Below are 13280 nucleotides of genomic sequence, written 5' to 3'. Positions count from 1 at the left end.
AATGACCATTTCGGAGTTGCTACAATATTGCATGGCAAAACCAGGCGCAGAACAGAGCGTGCATAACGACTGGAAAGCGACGCAGATCAAAGTGGAAGATGTGCTGTTTGCGATGGTGAAAGAAGTAGAAAATCGCCCAGCTGTTTCGCTGAAAACCAGCCCGGAGCTGGCGGAGCTGCTACGTCAGCAGCACAGCGATGTGCGTCCAAGCCGCCATCTGAATAAAGCGCACTGGAGCACCGTGTATCTCGACGGTTCGCTGCCGGATTCGCAAATCTATTATCTGGTGGATGCGTCTTATCAGCAGGCGGTGAATTTGCTGCCGGAAGAAAAACGTAAATTGCTGGTGCAACTCTGAAAGGAAAAGACCGTTCAGAAAGCGGCCTGAGAATGATGACAAACGCAAAATTGCCTGATGCGCTACGCTTTATCAGGCCTACGTAATCTCTGCAATATATTGAAATTGCATGTTTTTGTAGGCCGGATAAGGCGTTCATGCCGCATCCGGCAAGAACAAAGCGCACTTTGTCAATAATCTGAGGCCGCTCTGAAAGCGGCCTTAACGATTACAGCATCGGCTTGAGGAAGCGCGCCGTATGCGAAGCTTCGCACTCTGCGACGGTTTCTGGCGTACCGGAGACGAGGATTTCGCCGCCCCCACTGCCGCCTTCCGGTCCCAGGTCGACAATCCAGTCAGCGGTTTTGATCACGTCGAGATTGTGCTCAATTACCACAATGGTATTGCCCTGATCGCGCAGTTTATGCAGTACGTCGAGCAGTTGCTGAATATCGGCGAAGTGCAGACCGGTGGTCGGCTCGTCGAGAATATACAGCGTATGCCCGGTGCCGCGTTTTGACAGCTCACGCGCCAGCTTCACGCGCTGGGCTTCACCACCAGAAAGTGTGGTTGCGGACTGCCCGAGGCGAATGTACGTCAGGCCAACATCCATCAGCGTTTGCAGCTTACGCGCCAGAGCTGGCACCGCATCAAAGAACTCACGCGCCTCTTCGATGGTCATATCCAGCACTTCGTGGATGGTTTTGCCTTTGTACTTAATCTCCAGCGTTTCACGGTTATAGCGTTTGCCTTTGCACTGGTCGCACGGTACGTAAATGTCCGGCAGGAAGTGCATCTCCACTTTGATCACGCCGTCGCCCTGACAGGCCTCGCAGCGTCCGCCACGGACGTTAAAGCTGAAACGTCCTGGCGTATAGCCGCGCGCACGGGATTCCGGTACGCCCGCAAACAGTTCGCGCACAGGTGTAAACACGCCGGTATAGGTCGCCGGGTTAGAACGCGGAGTACGACCAATTGGGCTTTGGTCGATATCGATCACTTTATCGAAATGCTCCAGTCCCTGAATATCGCGATACGGTGCCGGTTCGGCGATGGTCGCACCATTCAACTGGCGTTGGGCAATCGGGAACAGTGTGTCGTTAATCAGCGTCGATTTACCGGAACCTGAAACCCCTGTGATGCAAGTAAACAGACCCACCGGCAGCGTCAGCGTCACGTCTTTCAGGTTGTTGCCGCGTGCGCCTGTCAGCTTCAGCACTTTTTCCGGATTTGCCGGAACGCGCTTCTTCGGCACCTCAATCTTGCGTTTACCGCTCATGTACTGCCCGGTCAACGACTCAGGCACCGCCATAATCGCTTCCAGTGGACCTTCCGCGACCACTTCACCGCCGTGAACACCCGCACCCGGACCGATATCGATCACATGATCAGCGGCGCGAATCGCGTCTTCGTCGTGCTCCACCACAATCACGGTATTACCGAGATCGCGCAGATGGATAAGCGTACCCAACAGGCGCTCGTTATCGCGCTGGTGCAGGCCGATAGACGGCTCATCCAGCACGTACATCACGCCAACCAGGCCTGCACCAATCTGGCTCGCCAGACGAATACGCTGGGCTTCACCGCCGGAAAGTGTCTCTGCCGAGCGGGAAAGTGTCAGGTAATTCAGGCCGACGTTAACGAGGAATTTCAGACGATCGCCGATCTCTTTAAGGATTTTTTCTGCAATCTTCGCCCGCTGACCTGCGAGTTTGAGATTGTTGAAGAATTCCATCGCATGACCGATGCTCATGTCGGAGATGGCGGGCAGCGGCGTATTCTCGACATACACGTGGCGTGCTTCCCGACGCAGACGGGTTCCTTCGCAGCTGGCGCACGGACGATTGCTGATAAACTTGGCTAATTCTTCACGTACCGCACTGGATTCCGTCTCTTTATAACGGCGCTCCATATTGTGCAGCACGCCTTCGAACGGATGACGACGAATGGAGGTATCGCCACGATCGTTCATGTATTTGAATTCAATATTTTCTTTGCCAGAACCGTACAACACCACTTTATGCACGTTCGTGCTCAGGCTGCCCCACGGCGCTTCGACGTCGAACTTATAGTGATCTGCCAGCGATTTCAGCATCTGGAAATAATAGAAGTTGCGGCGATCCCAGCCACGGATCGCACCGCCAGCCAGCGACAATTCCGGATTCTGGATCACGCGGTCAGGATCGAAATATTGCTGTACGCCAAGACCGTCACAGGTCGGGCAGGCTCCCGCCGGGTTGTTAAATGAAAACAGGCGAGGTTCCAGCTCGCGCATACTGTAACCGCAAATCGGGCAGGCAAAGTTGGCGGAGAACAGCAGCTCTTCCGCTTTCGGGTCGTCCATATCCGCCACTACCGCGGTACCACCGGAAAGCTCCAGCGCGGTTTCAAACGACTCGGCAAGACGTTGGGTAAGATCGTCACGCACTTTGAAGCGATCAACCACCACTTCAATGGTATGTTTCTTTTGCAATTCCAGTTTCGGCGGATCGGAAAGATCGCAGACTTCGCCATCAATACGAGCACGGATGTAACCTTGGCTTGCCAGGTTCTCCAGCGTTTTGGTGTGTTCGCCTTTGCGCTCTTTAATGATTGGCGCGAGCAGCATCAGACGCTTGCCTTCCGGCTGGGACAACACGTTATCCACCATCTGACTGACGGTTTGCGCCGCCAGCGGTACATCGTGGTCCGGGCAGCGTGGCTCACCAACGCGAGCGTACAGCAGACGCAAATAGTCGTGGATTTCGGTGATTGTCCCCACCGTAGAGCGCGGGTTATGAGACGTCGATTTCTGCTCAATTGAGATGGCAGGAGAAAGCCCTTCAATATGGTCGACGTCCGGCTTCTCCATCAGTGACAGAAACTGCCGCGCGTAGGCGGAAAGGGATTCAACGTAACGGCGCTGCCCTTCGGCATATAAGGTGTCGAAAGCGAGCGAGGATTTGCCAGAACCCGAAAGCCCGGTCACGACAATAAGCTTGTCGCGGGGGATAACGAGGTTGATGTTTTTGAGATTATGGGTGCGGGCGCCCCGAACTTCGATCTTATCCATTCACCTTTCCCGGATTAAACGCTTTTTTGCCCGGTGGCATGGTGCTACCGGCGATCACAAACGGTTAATTATGACACAAATTGACCTGAATGAATATACAGTATTGGAATGCATTACCCGGAGTGTTGTGTAACAATGTCTGGCCAGGTTTGTTTCCCGGAACCGAGGTCACAACATAGTAAAAGCGCTATTGGTAATGGTACAATCGCGCGTTTACACTTATTCAGAACGATTTTTTTTCAGGAGACACGAACATGGCCAGCAGAGGCGTAAACAAGGTTATTCTCGTTGGTAATCTGGGTCAGGACCCGGAAGTACGCTACATGCCAAATGGTGGCGCAGTTGCCAACATTACGCTGGCTACTTCCGAATCCTGGCGTGATAAAGCGACCGGCGAGATGAAAGAGCAGACTGAATGGCACCGCGTTGTGCTGTTCGGCAAACTGGCAGAAGTGGCCAGCGAATATCTGCGTAAAGGTTCTCAGGTTTATATCGAAGGCCAGCTGCGTACCCGCAAATGGACCGATCAATCCGGTCAGGATCGCTATACCACAGAAGTCGTGGTGAACGTTGGCGGCACCATGCAGATGTTGGGTGGTCGTCAGGGTGGTGGCGCTCCTGCAGGTGGCAATATCGGTGGTGGTCAGCCGCAGGGCGGTTGGGGTCAGCCTCAGCAGCCGCAGGGTGGCAATCAGTTCAGCGGCGGCGCGCAGTCTCGCCCGCAGCAGTCCGCTCCGGCAGCGCCGTCTAACGAGCCGCCGATGGACTTTGATGACGATATTCCGTTCTGATTTGTCATTAAAACAATAGGTTATATTGTTTTAAGGTGGATGATTAAAGCATCTGCCAGCCATAAAAAAGAAGCCTCCGTTATGGAGGCTTCTACATATCAAGTCAAAATCATTGGCCATTGTGGCGGTGTCTGATTCATCTCTTCTATCATCACCGACTCGATGTTGTGCCAGATGGCGGTGATATCCGCCATTGTGATGCCAAGCAACCCCATTGCGAACCAGCAGGCGGAAACTACGCCCAGACCGCTGCTGATCACTGCAAGCCCGACATAATCAGCCCGACGAAAACGGATGTTGAGCGTGCTAGCCAGAAACATCATTACGGCACTAAGAAGTTGCCAGCGAAGAAGAACCACGCCAGTGGTGAGGGTAGCCATCAAACAATTCCTCGGAAAAGAGCTGATGCCCTGGACAGCGCGGCGTTGTTCACGGGAGGCGTGATACACTCTGGCTATCGCGGGGCTTGCAGAACACAAAAATGAAACACTCTGTTTGTTTCATGAATTTTGTGAACTATATCACAATTGGTTGTTTGTTAGCCAGATTAGGCCGTGACTTTTATTGCCGTACAGATTATGTGTTTTTTCAGCGGCATTAAGGGTATATCTTCCCGCCGCCTATGCATTCCTGAAGGTGATTAATTTTTAAGATCAATGAATTATCGTCATCCTGGTGACGATTAAAAAGGTCTCAATTTTATATCAGGCAAAAGTGCTATTTATACCGTAAGATTTATCTAAAGACGTCGGTAGCCAGGGTTTCACCTTGCAATAACCGGGTATAAACAGGCAGGGAATTGATAGCAATGAGTCATCGTGCACGACACCAATTACTGGCGTTTCCGGGCATTATCTTTTTAGTTCTCTTTCCCATCATTCTGTCGCTATGGATTGCCTTCTTTTGGGCAAAATCAGAAGTGAATAATCAGCTCCGAACTTTTGCTCAGCTGGCGTTGGATAAATCTGAGCTGGTCATTCGTCAGGCAGATTTAGTGAGCGATGCAGCTGAACGCTATCAGGGGCAAGTTTGCACTCCAGCCCATCAAAAGCGAATGTTGAATATTATTCGTGGCTATCTTTATATTAATGAATTGATTTATGCTCGTGATAACCATTTTTTATGCTCATCGCTGATAGCGTCTGTAAATGGCTATACGATTGCACCGGCCGATTATAAGCGCGAACCTAACGTTTCTATCTATTATTACCGTGATACGCCTTTTTTCTCTGGCTATAAAATGACCTACATGCAGCGGGGAAATTATGTGGCGGTTATCAACCCTCTCTTCTGGAGTGAAGTGATGTCTGATGATCCGACATTGCAATGGGGAGTGTATGATACGGTGACGAAAACCTTTTTCTCGTTAAGCAACGAGGCCTCGGCAGCAACGTTTTCTCCGCTGATTCATTTGAATGATTTAACCGTACAACGAAATGGCTATTTATATGCGACAGTTTATTCGACAAAACGCCCAATTGCAGCCATTGTTGCGACTTCATATCAACGTCTTATAACTCATTTTTATAATTATCTTATTTTTGCGTTGCCCGCCGGTATTTTGGGGAGTCTTGTTCTGCTATTACTCTGGCTACGTATTCGACAAAACTATTTGTCTCCCAAACGCAAATTGCAACGCGCCCTCGAAAAAAATCAACTTTGCCTTTATTACCAGCCAATAATCGATATCAAAACAGAAAAATGTATCGGCGCTGAAGCGTTGTTACGTTGGCCTGGTGAGCAGGGGCAAGTAATGAATCCGGCAGAGTTTATTCCGCTGGCAGAAAAGGAGGGGATGATCGGACAGGTAACTGATTATGTTATTGATAATGTCTTCCGTGATTTGGGCGCGTATCTGGCAACACATACCGATCGCTATGTTTCTATTAACCTGTCAGCCTCCGATTTTCATACCTCACGGTTGATAGCGCGAACCAATCAGAAAACAGAGCAACATGCGGTGCGCCCGCAGCAAATTAAATTTGAAGTGACTGAACATGCATTTCTTGATGTCGACAAAATGACGCCGATTATTCTGGCTTTCCGCAAGGCCGGTTACGAAGTGGCAATTGATGATTTTGGTATTGGCTACTCTAACTTGCATAACCTTAAATCATTGAATGTCGATATTTTGAAAATCGATAAATCGTTTGTTGAGACGCTGACCACCCACAAAACCAGTCATTTGATTGCGGAACACATCATCGAGCTGGCGCACAGCCTGGGGTTAAAAACGATCGCTGAAGGTGTCGAAACTGAGGCGCAGGTTAACTGGCTGCGCAAACGCGGCGTGCGCTATTGCCAGGGATGGTTTTTTGCGAAGGCGATGCCGCCGCAGGTGTTTATGCAATGGATGGGGTAATTACCCGCGCGGGAGTTAACGCGCGGGCAATAAAACTACAGGCGGTGGCGATAATCGCTGGGAGTGCGATCAAACTGCCGACGGAAAACGCGGGAGAAGGTCTGCTGAGAGACATAACCCAGGTCCATTGCGATATCAAAAATCGGACGCTCGGTGGTGCGCAACTCAACGGCGGCCAGTAACAGACGGCGCTGGCGAATGTAATCGCCAAGCGTCTGATGCGTCACCGTGCGGAACATCCGTTGCAAGTACCACTTTGAATAGCCAGATTTTTTTGCGACGACATCAATGTTAAGCGGCTGGTCAATATGCTCGTCAATCCATGCGATAAGATCCTGAATAATTTTCTGATGGGACATAAATCTGCCTCTTTTCAGTGTTCAGTTCGTTAATTCATCTGTTGGGGAGTATAATTCCTCAAGTTAACTTGAGGTAAAGCGATTTATGGAAAAGAAATTACCCCGCATTAAAGCGCTGCTAACCCCCGGCGAAGTGGCGAAACGCAGCGGTGTGGCGGTATCGGCGCTGCATTTCTATGAAAGCAAAGGGTTGATTACCAGTATCCGTAATAGCGGCAATCAGCGGCGATATAAACGTGATGTGTTGCGATATGTCGCAATTATCAAAATTGCTCAGCGTATTGGCATTCCGCTCGCAACCATTCGTGAAGCGTTTGGCGTGTTGCCAGAAGGGCATACGTTAAGTGCGAAAGAGTGGAAACAGCTTTCGTCCCAATGGCGAGAAGAGTTGGATCGGCGCATTCATACCTTAGTGGCGCTGCGTGACGAACTGGATGGATGTATTGGTTGTGGCTGCCTTTCGCGCAGTGATTGCCCGTTGCGTAACCCGGGCGACCGATTAGGAGAAGAAGGTACCGGCGCACGCTTACTGGAAGATGAACAAAACTAAAGCGCCACAAGGGCGCTTTAGTTTGTTTTCCGGTCTTTGTCTTTCTCTCTATCCCGCTGGTACACAGGAGGGTTTCCCCCGACGTCAACACACCTCATTCGAGCACGTGGTGGAGGTTCCGGTTGGTGTTGATGCTTTAATTGTATGTTACCGGCGTTTCTTCGCCAGTGTAAAAGTACACTTTTTAGCCGCAATATTTTTGTCATCTCAGACGATTTTTTATCGCAATCCTGAACGGTATACGGCTCGATAACGCTGCAATCTTGCGCATCGACGATAACGTTTGCGCATCAATTGCCTGGTTTTTCATCGTCAAGACAATAAAAGAGAAAAAAGCAGCAAACTTCGGTTGAAAAAGCCGCTATGATCGCCGGATAATCGTTTGCTTTTTTACCACCCGTTTTGTATGCGCGGAGCTAAACGTTTGCTTTTTTTGCGACGCAGCAAATTGTCGCAAACCTGGAGCAGGAAGATAACGTTTCGCTGGCAGGGGATTGTCCGCCACGCATCTTGACGAAAATTAAACTCTCAGGGGATGTTTTCTTATGTCTACGCCATCAGCGCGTACCGGCGGTTCACTCGACGCCTGGTTTAAAATTTCACAACGTGGAAGCACTGTCCGTCAGGAAGTGGTTGCCGGGTTAACAACGTTTCTGGCGATGGTCTACTCGGTTATCGTCGTTCCAGGCATGTTGGGTAAAGCGGGCTTCCCGCCTGCGGCAGTTTTCGTTGCAACCTGTCTGGTTGCCGGACTCGGTTCTATCGTGATGGGTCTGTGGGCTAATCTGCCGTTGGCGATTGGTTGCGCCATCTCTCTGACGGCGTTTACCGCATTCAGTCTGGTGCTGGGGCAACATATTAGCGTACCTGTCGCGCTGGGTGCCGTGTTCCTGATGGGTGTGCTGTTTACGGTAATTTCTGCCACGGGTATCCGTAGCTGGATTTTGCGCAACTTGCCGCACGGTGTGGCGCACGGCACGGGGATTGGTATCGGTCTGTTCCTGCTGCTGATTGCTGCTAATGGTGTCGGTCTGGTGATTAAAAACCCACTTGATGGTCTGCCCGTCGCGCTGGGGGATTTCACGACCTTTCCGGTGATGATGTCGTTGGTGGGGCTGGCAGTGATTATCGGCCTGGAAAAACTGAAAGTCCCTGGTGGCATTCTGCTGACCATTATCGGTATCTCAATTGTCGGTTTGATCTTCGATCCTAACGTCCATTTCTCCGGCGTTTTCGCCATGCCTTCATTGAGCGATGAAAACGGCAATTCACTGATAGGCAGCCTGGACATTATGGGTGCGCTGAATCCTGTAGTCCTGCCAAGTGTTCTGGCACTGGTGATGACGGCAGTATTTGATGCCACCGGAACTATCCGTGCCGTCGCCGGTCAGGCGAACCTGCTGGATAAAGATGGGCAGATCATCGACGGCGGGAAAGCACTGACCACCGACTCCATGAGCAGCGTTTTTTCTGGCCTCGTGGGTGCAGCTCCGGCAGCGGTATACATCGAGTCTGCGGCGGGTACGGCGGCGGGCGGTAAAACCGGTTTGACGGCTATCACCGTTGGCGTGCTGTTCCTGCTGATTCTGTTCCTCTCTCCGCTCTCTTACCTCGTTCCGGGGTACGCAACGGCTCCGGCGCTGATGTACGTTGGCCTGCTGATGCTGAGCAACGTGGCGAAAATCGACTTTGCTGATTTTGTTGATGCGATGGCGGGTCTGGTTACGGCGGTATTCATCGTGCTGACCTGTAACATCGTAACAGGCATCATGATTGGCTTCGCGACTCTGGTGATTGGTCGTCTGGTTTCCGGCGAATGGCGCAAGTTGAACATCGGTACGGTCGTTATTGCCGTGGCGCTGGTGACCTTCTATGCGGGTGGCTGGGCTATCTAATCTTACATAGGATTCTGAAAACGGGTGGCAATGGCTGCCCGTTTTTATTTTCTCCGCACATTGTGTGAGCTTTTGCGATATTCTGAAAAAATGAGAATTCAGGCATAACGCCTTTCTCAGATCATAAAAAACATCGCAAACAGGGAACGCATGGAAATCTTCTTCACCATACTGATAATGACCCTCGTGGTCTCGCTGTCCGGGGTGGTCACTCGTGTCATGCCCTTTCAGATCCCGCTTCCGCTTATGCAAATCGCCATCGGTGCGCTACTGGCGTGGCCGACGTTTGGTTTGCATGTGGAGTTTGATCCTGAACTCTTTTTAGTCTTGTTTATCCCGCCGTTGCTGTTCGCTGATGGCTGGAAAACGCCGACCCGTGAATTTCTCGAACATGGACGAGAGATTTTCGGTCTCGCGCTGGCGCTGGTGGTGGTCACCGTGGTCGGCATTGGCTTTCTTATTTACTGGGTGGTGCCGGGCATTCCGCTGATCCCCGCCTTTGCGCTGGCGGCGGTGCTTTCTCCGACCGATGCTGTGGCGCTCTCGGGGATTGTTGGCGAAGGGCGCATCCCGAAAAAAATCATGGGCATTTTGCAGGGCGAAGCGTTGATGAATGACGCCTCCGGCCTGGTGTCGTTGAAGTTTGCCGTAGCAGTGGCGATGGGGACGATGATCTTCACCGTCGGCGGTGCGACGGTCGAATTTATGAAAGTAGCCATTGGCGGTATTCTCGCCGGTTTTGTGGTGAGCTGGCTGTACGGTCGCTCGCTGCGATTCCTCAGCCGCTGGGGCGGTGATGAACCCGCGACGCAGATCGTCCTGCTGTTCCTGCTGCCATTCGCTTCTTATCTGATTGCCGAACATATTGGCGTTTCCGGCATCCTCGCTGCGGTTGCCGCCGGGATGACCATCACCCGCTCCGGTGTGATGCGCCGTGCGCCGCTGGCAATGCGCCTGCGCGCAAACAGTACCTGGGCGATGCTGGAATTTGTCTTTAACGGCATGGTATTCCTGCTGTTAGGTCTGCAGCTGCCGGGTATTCTGGAGACGTCGCTGATGGCGGCAGAAATCGACCCTAACGTCGAAATCTGGATGCTGTTTACCGATATCATTCTGATTTATGCGGCGCTGATGCTGGTCCGTTTCGGCTGGCTGTGGACGATGAAAAAGTTCAGCAACCGCTTCCTGAAGAAGAAGCCGATGGAGTTTGGTTCGTGGACCACACGAGAAATCCTGATCGCGTCTTTCGCCGGGGTGCGTGGGGCGATCACTCTGGCTGGTGTGCTCTCTATCCCGCTGCTCTTGCCGGATGGTAACGTCTTCCCGGCGCGCTATGAGCTGGTGTTCCTGGCGGCTGGCGTCATTCTCTTCTCGTTGTTTGTCGGCGTGGTGATGTTGCCTATTCTGCTACAACACATAGAAGTCGCGGACCATTCGCAACAATTGAAAGAGGAACGTATTGCACGAGCGGCAACGGCAGAAGTGGCGATTGTGGCGATCCAGAAAATGGAGGAGCGTTTGGCGGCGGATACCGAAGAGAATATCGATAACCAGCTGCTCACAGAGGTTAGTTCTCGCGTCATTGGTAACCTGCGTCGTCGCGCCGATGGACGTAATGATGTAGAAAGTTCAATCCTGGAAGAGAACCTGGAGCGTCGCTTCCGTCTGGCGGCATTGCGTTCTGAACGTGCTGAACTGTACCACCTGCGCGCCACGCGGGAGATCAGTAACGAAACGCTGCAAAAATTACTGCACGATCTCGATTTGCTTGAAGCGTTGCTGATTGAGGAAAATCAGTAATCTGCATGGTTGGCGGGCGAGCCCGCCAACCCGACTTACTCTGGCGTTAACCAGTATCCTTCACAACAGCTCAGCCACGCGTGGGCAGAGTGGGAAAGGTAAACGCCCTCACGCCAAATCATTCCTAATTTCCAGCTTAGTTCGCTTTCCAGCGGTAGCCATTTTAAGGTGTTTTTATCTAATCGCTGGCAAATGGGTTCCGGCAATATGGCTATTCCGACACCGGCCTGAACCATCGCGGCGAGAAAATCCCATTGCCCGCTGCGAACTGCAATTCTCGGCTTAACGCCATGTTCATCGAATAACTTCATCAATTGCTTACTTAAGGCAAAATCTTCGTTATAGATAAGTAGAGGATGTTCCGCCAATGTCTCCGGTGAGACGGCATCACATTCAAGCCATTTACCTGAATGTGGCGTCAGTACACATAGTGGATGACTAAACAGCGATAACGTTGTCAGGCCGCTTTCTTCTACTGGCAGGGCTGTCAGTGCCATATCCAGTTCACCGTTCATCACCGCTTGTTGTACCGTCAGACCACCAAACTCCGAAATTTTCAATTCTACGCCGGGGTAACGCTGGCGAAAAAGGCCAATCGGCCCGGCCATCAACATCCCAACCATCGGCGGGATTCCCAGCCGCAAAACGCCGGTTTTAAGCTGATTGATATCGCTAAGCTCAGCTTCCAGTTGCCGAAACTCAGCCAGTAAAGCCAGCCCGCGCTCAAATACGACGCGACCAGTATCAGTGAGAAGCAGCCGACGACCATCGCGGATCAACAATATACAGTTCAGCTCATCTTCGAGATTCTTCAGCATCTTGCTGATAGTTGGTTGGGTGACAAACAACTTCTCCGCTGCGCGGGTGAAGCTTTGCTGGCGCACGACTTCGACAAAATAACGCAGCGTTCTGATATCCATAACTATTCCCTTTGACTATACCTGCAATGATTTTAATTCATTTCAGTCAGGGGCGAGCGCTCTCTATACTTACCATTCTGTTTTATTTTCAGGATATCCTCTCATGCCCGTGGCGCTTCGCCGCATTACCCCTGCCGTAGTGCAATCTATCCAGGTATTTTTTCAGGTTGTGCTGTATGCAGGTTTATTTATTTTTGCGCAGTATCTCGTCTCCTGGCTGCATTTGCCGCTGCCTGCCAACCTGGTGGGGATGATCCTGATGCTGGCGCTGATTGTTTGTCGCATTCTTCCTCTGCAATGGGTTCGAGCCGGGGCGCGTTGGCTATTGGCCGAAATGTTGCTGTTTTTTGTCCCTGCCGTGGTGGCTGTGGTGAACTATGCACAACTATTACTGGTGGATGGCTGGCGTATTTTTGCTGTGATCGCGCTGAGTACGGTGATGGTGCTGGGCACGACTGCCTGGGTAGTGGAAAAAGTCTATCGCTATGAAATGCGCAGGTTAAACCGTGGCTAATTTTCAGCTAAGTATGCTCTGTCTGGCAATTACGCTAGTTATCTATTTTCTTAACAAACGCCTTTATCGCCGCTTTCGTAAATTGCCATTGATGCCTCTGGTGCTGACGCCTACGCTACTGGTTATGCTGCTGGTTTTTGGCAATATTTCCTGGCAAAACTATATTGGCGAAGCGCACTGGTTACTATGGCTATTAGGTCCGGCCACCATCGCCTTTGCGGTACCAGTGTATGACAATCGGGCGATCATTAAGCGTCACTGGATGTCGTTGACGGCAGGCGTACTGACGGCAACGGTGGTGGCAGTGACCAGCTCAGTGTGGCTGGCGCGATTGTTTACCCTGCCAGATGAGATCCAGCGTAGCCTGGCGGTGCGTTCGGTCACTACGCCATTTGCTTTGGCAGCGAGCCAGTCGCTCGGCGGACAGCCTGATCTGGTGGCGCTGTTTGTGGTGGTCACCGGTGTGTTTGGCATGGCGATTGGCGACATGTTGTTTTTACGTCTCTCTATTCGCGAAGGGATGGCGAAAGGTGCTGGATTCGGCGCGGCATCTCATGGTGCCGGGACTGCGCGGTCGTATGAACTGGGTCAACAAGAAGGCGTAGTTGCAAGCCTGGTCATGATGCTTTCAGGTGTATTGATGGTATTGGTTTCGCCGCTGGTGGCCAGGATGATGTTCTGAAGAAATTCCCCGATCAAG

At 51.6% G+C, this 13280-nt stretch carries 12 protein-coding genes; 8 read left to right on the top strand and 4 right to left on the bottom strand.

Features of this window, described 5'->3' with window-relative positions; translation table 11 throughout:
• Position 1 precedes the first annotated feature (1 nt).
• Complete coding sequence (locus tag C4F37_RS10930; RefSeq protein ID WP_000155657.1) at positions 2-358, top strand: MmcQ/YjbR family DNA-binding protein; 357 nt, start codon at positions 2-4, stop codon at positions 356-358.
• Positions 359-566: 208 nt separating this feature from the next.
• Here the strand turns inward: C4F37_RS10930 and uvrA are convergent, their stop codons facing one another.
• Positions 567-3389, bottom strand: a complete 2823-nt coding sequence (gene uvrA, locus C4F37_RS10925) for an excinuclease ABC subunit UvrA (RefSeq protein ID WP_001774120.1) — start codon at positions 3387-3389, stop codon at positions 567-569.
• A 254-nt stretch (positions 3390-3643) separates the two neighbouring features.
• Between uvrA and ssb1 the strand changes: the two genes are divergently transcribed.
• Positions 3644-4180, top strand: coding sequence for a single-stranded DNA-binding protein SSB1 (gene ssb1, locus C4F37_RS10920; protein ID WP_000168305.1), 537 nt, complete (start codon positions 3644-3646; stop codon positions 4178-4180).
• Positions 4181-4278: 98 nt separating this feature from the next.
• Here ssb1 and C4F37_RS10915 read toward each other — a convergent pair whose 3' ends face one another.
• The gene (locus tag C4F37_RS10915; protein WP_001296643.1) at positions 4279-4560 is read right to left on the bottom strand and encodes a YjcB family protein; all 282 of its coding nucleotides are present in this window, start codon (positions 4558-4560) and stop codon (positions 4279-4281) included.
• Positions 4561-4988: 428 nt separating this feature from the next.
• On the opposite strand from C4F37_RS10915, the gene pdeC reads away from it, so the two are divergent.
• Positions 4989-6542 (top strand): c-di-GMP phosphodiesterase PdeC, encoded by a 1554-nt coding sequence (pdeC, locus tag C4F37_RS10905; RefSeq protein WP_001540433.1) that lies wholly within the window; start codon positions 4989-4991, stop codon positions 6540-6542.
• A 35-nt stretch (positions 6543-6577) separates the two neighbouring features.
• On the opposite strand, the gene soxS is transcribed toward pdeC, so the two are convergent.
• A complete protein-coding gene (gene soxS, locus C4F37_RS10900; RefSeq protein ID WP_000019358.1) occupies positions 6578-6901 on the bottom strand; it encodes a superoxide response transcriptional regulator SoxS in 324 nt (107 codons plus the stop codon).
• An 85-nt stretch (positions 6902-6986) separates the two neighbouring features.
• Between soxS and soxR the strand changes: the two genes are divergently transcribed.
• The 3 genes from soxR (at position 6987) to C4F37_RS10870 (ending at position 11146) form a co-directional block, all read left to right on the top strand.
• Positions 6987-7451 (top strand): redox-sensitive transcriptional activator SoxR, encoded by a 465-nt coding sequence (soxR, locus tag C4F37_RS10895; protein ID WP_000412431.1) that lies wholly within the window; start codon positions 6987-6989, stop codon positions 7449-7451.
• Positions 7452-7996: 545 nt separating this feature from the next.
• A complete protein-coding gene (gene ghxP, locus C4F37_RS10875) occupies positions 7997-9346 on the top strand; it encodes a guanine/hypoxanthine transporter GhxP (RefSeq protein ID WP_000106892.1) in 1350 nt (449 codons plus the stop codon).
• A 150-nt stretch (positions 9347-9496) separates the two neighbouring features.
• Complete coding sequence (locus tag C4F37_RS10870; protein ID WP_000402206.1) at positions 9497-11146, top strand: Na+/H+ antiporter; 1650 nt, start codon at positions 9497-9499, stop codon at positions 11144-11146.
• A gap of 35 nt (positions 11147-11181) precedes the next feature.
• Here C4F37_RS10870 and C4F37_RS10865 read toward each other — a convergent pair whose 3' ends face one another.
• Positions 11182-12066, bottom strand: coding sequence for a LysR family transcriptional regulator (locus tag C4F37_RS10865; RefSeq protein ID WP_000354953.1), 885 nt, complete (start codon positions 12064-12066; stop codon positions 11182-11184).
• Positions 12067-12169: 103 nt separating this feature from the next.
• Between C4F37_RS10865 and C4F37_RS10860 the strand changes: the two genes are divergently transcribed.
• The gene (locus tag C4F37_RS10860; protein ID WP_001143718.1) at positions 12170-12580 is read left to right on the top strand and encodes a CidA/LrgA family protein; all 411 of its coding nucleotides are present in this window, start codon (positions 12170-12172) and stop codon (positions 12578-12580) included.
• Entirely contained in the window at positions 12573-13262 is a 690-nt protein-coding gene (locus C4F37_RS10855) for an LrgB family protein (protein WP_001540436.1), read from the top strand. The genes C4F37_RS10860 and C4F37_RS10855 overlap by 8 nt, the downstream gene beginning before the upstream one ends.
• The last annotated feature ends 18 nt before the right edge of the window (positions 13263-13280 follow it).

The sequence above is a fragment of the Escherichia sp. R1 genome (assembly GCF_003000935.1).
GTDB lineage: Bacteria > Pseudomonadota > Gammaproteobacteria > Enterobacterales > Enterobacteriaceae > Escherichia > Escherichia coli.
This window is presented reverse-complemented; position numbering and strand designations above follow the sequence as displayed.

Bases quoted from the DNA above. Each gene is read 5' to 3' on its own strand.
- ssb1 (WP_000168305.1), top strand. From the start codon at position 3,644: ATGGCCAGCAGAGGCGTAAACAAGGTTATTCTCGTTGGTAATCTGGGT.
- C4F37_RS10870 (WP_000402206.1), top strand. From the start codon at position 9,497: ATGGAAATCTTCTTCACCATACTGATAATGACCCTCGTGGTCTCGCTG.
- C4F37_RS10930 (WP_000155657.1), top strand. From the start codon at position 2: ATGACCATTTCGGAGTTGCTACAATATTGCATGGCAAAACCAGGCGCA.
- soxS (WP_000019358.1), bottom strand. From the start codon at position 6,901: ATGTCCCATCAGAAAATTATTCAGGATCTTATCGCATGGATTGACGAG.
- C4F37_RS10860 (WP_001143718.1), top strand. From the start codon at position 12,170: ATGCCCGTGGCGCTTCGCCGCATTACCCCTGCCGTAGTGCAATCTATC.
- soxR (WP_000412431.1), top strand. From the start codon at position 6,987: ATGGAAAAGAAATTACCCCGCATTAAAGCGCTGCTAACCCCCGGCGAA.
- pdeC (WP_001540433.1), top strand. From the start codon at position 4,989: ATGAGTCATCGTGCACGACACCAATTACTGGCGTTTCCGGGCATTATC.
- C4F37_RS10915 (WP_001296643.1), bottom strand. From the start codon at position 4,560: ATGGCTACCCTCACCACTGGCGTGGTTCTTCTTCGCTGGCAACTTCTT.
- C4F37_RS10865 (WP_000354953.1), bottom strand. From the start codon at position 12,066: ATGGATATCAGAACGCTGCGTTATTTTGTCGAAGTCGTGCGCCAGCAA.
- ghxP (WP_000106892.1), top strand. From the start codon at position 7,997: ATGTCTACGCCATCAGCGCGTACCGGCGGTTCACTCGACGCCTGGTTT.
- uvrA (WP_001774120.1), bottom strand. From the start codon at position 3,389: ATGGATAAGATCGAAGTTCGGGGCGCCCGCACCCATAATCTCAAAAAC.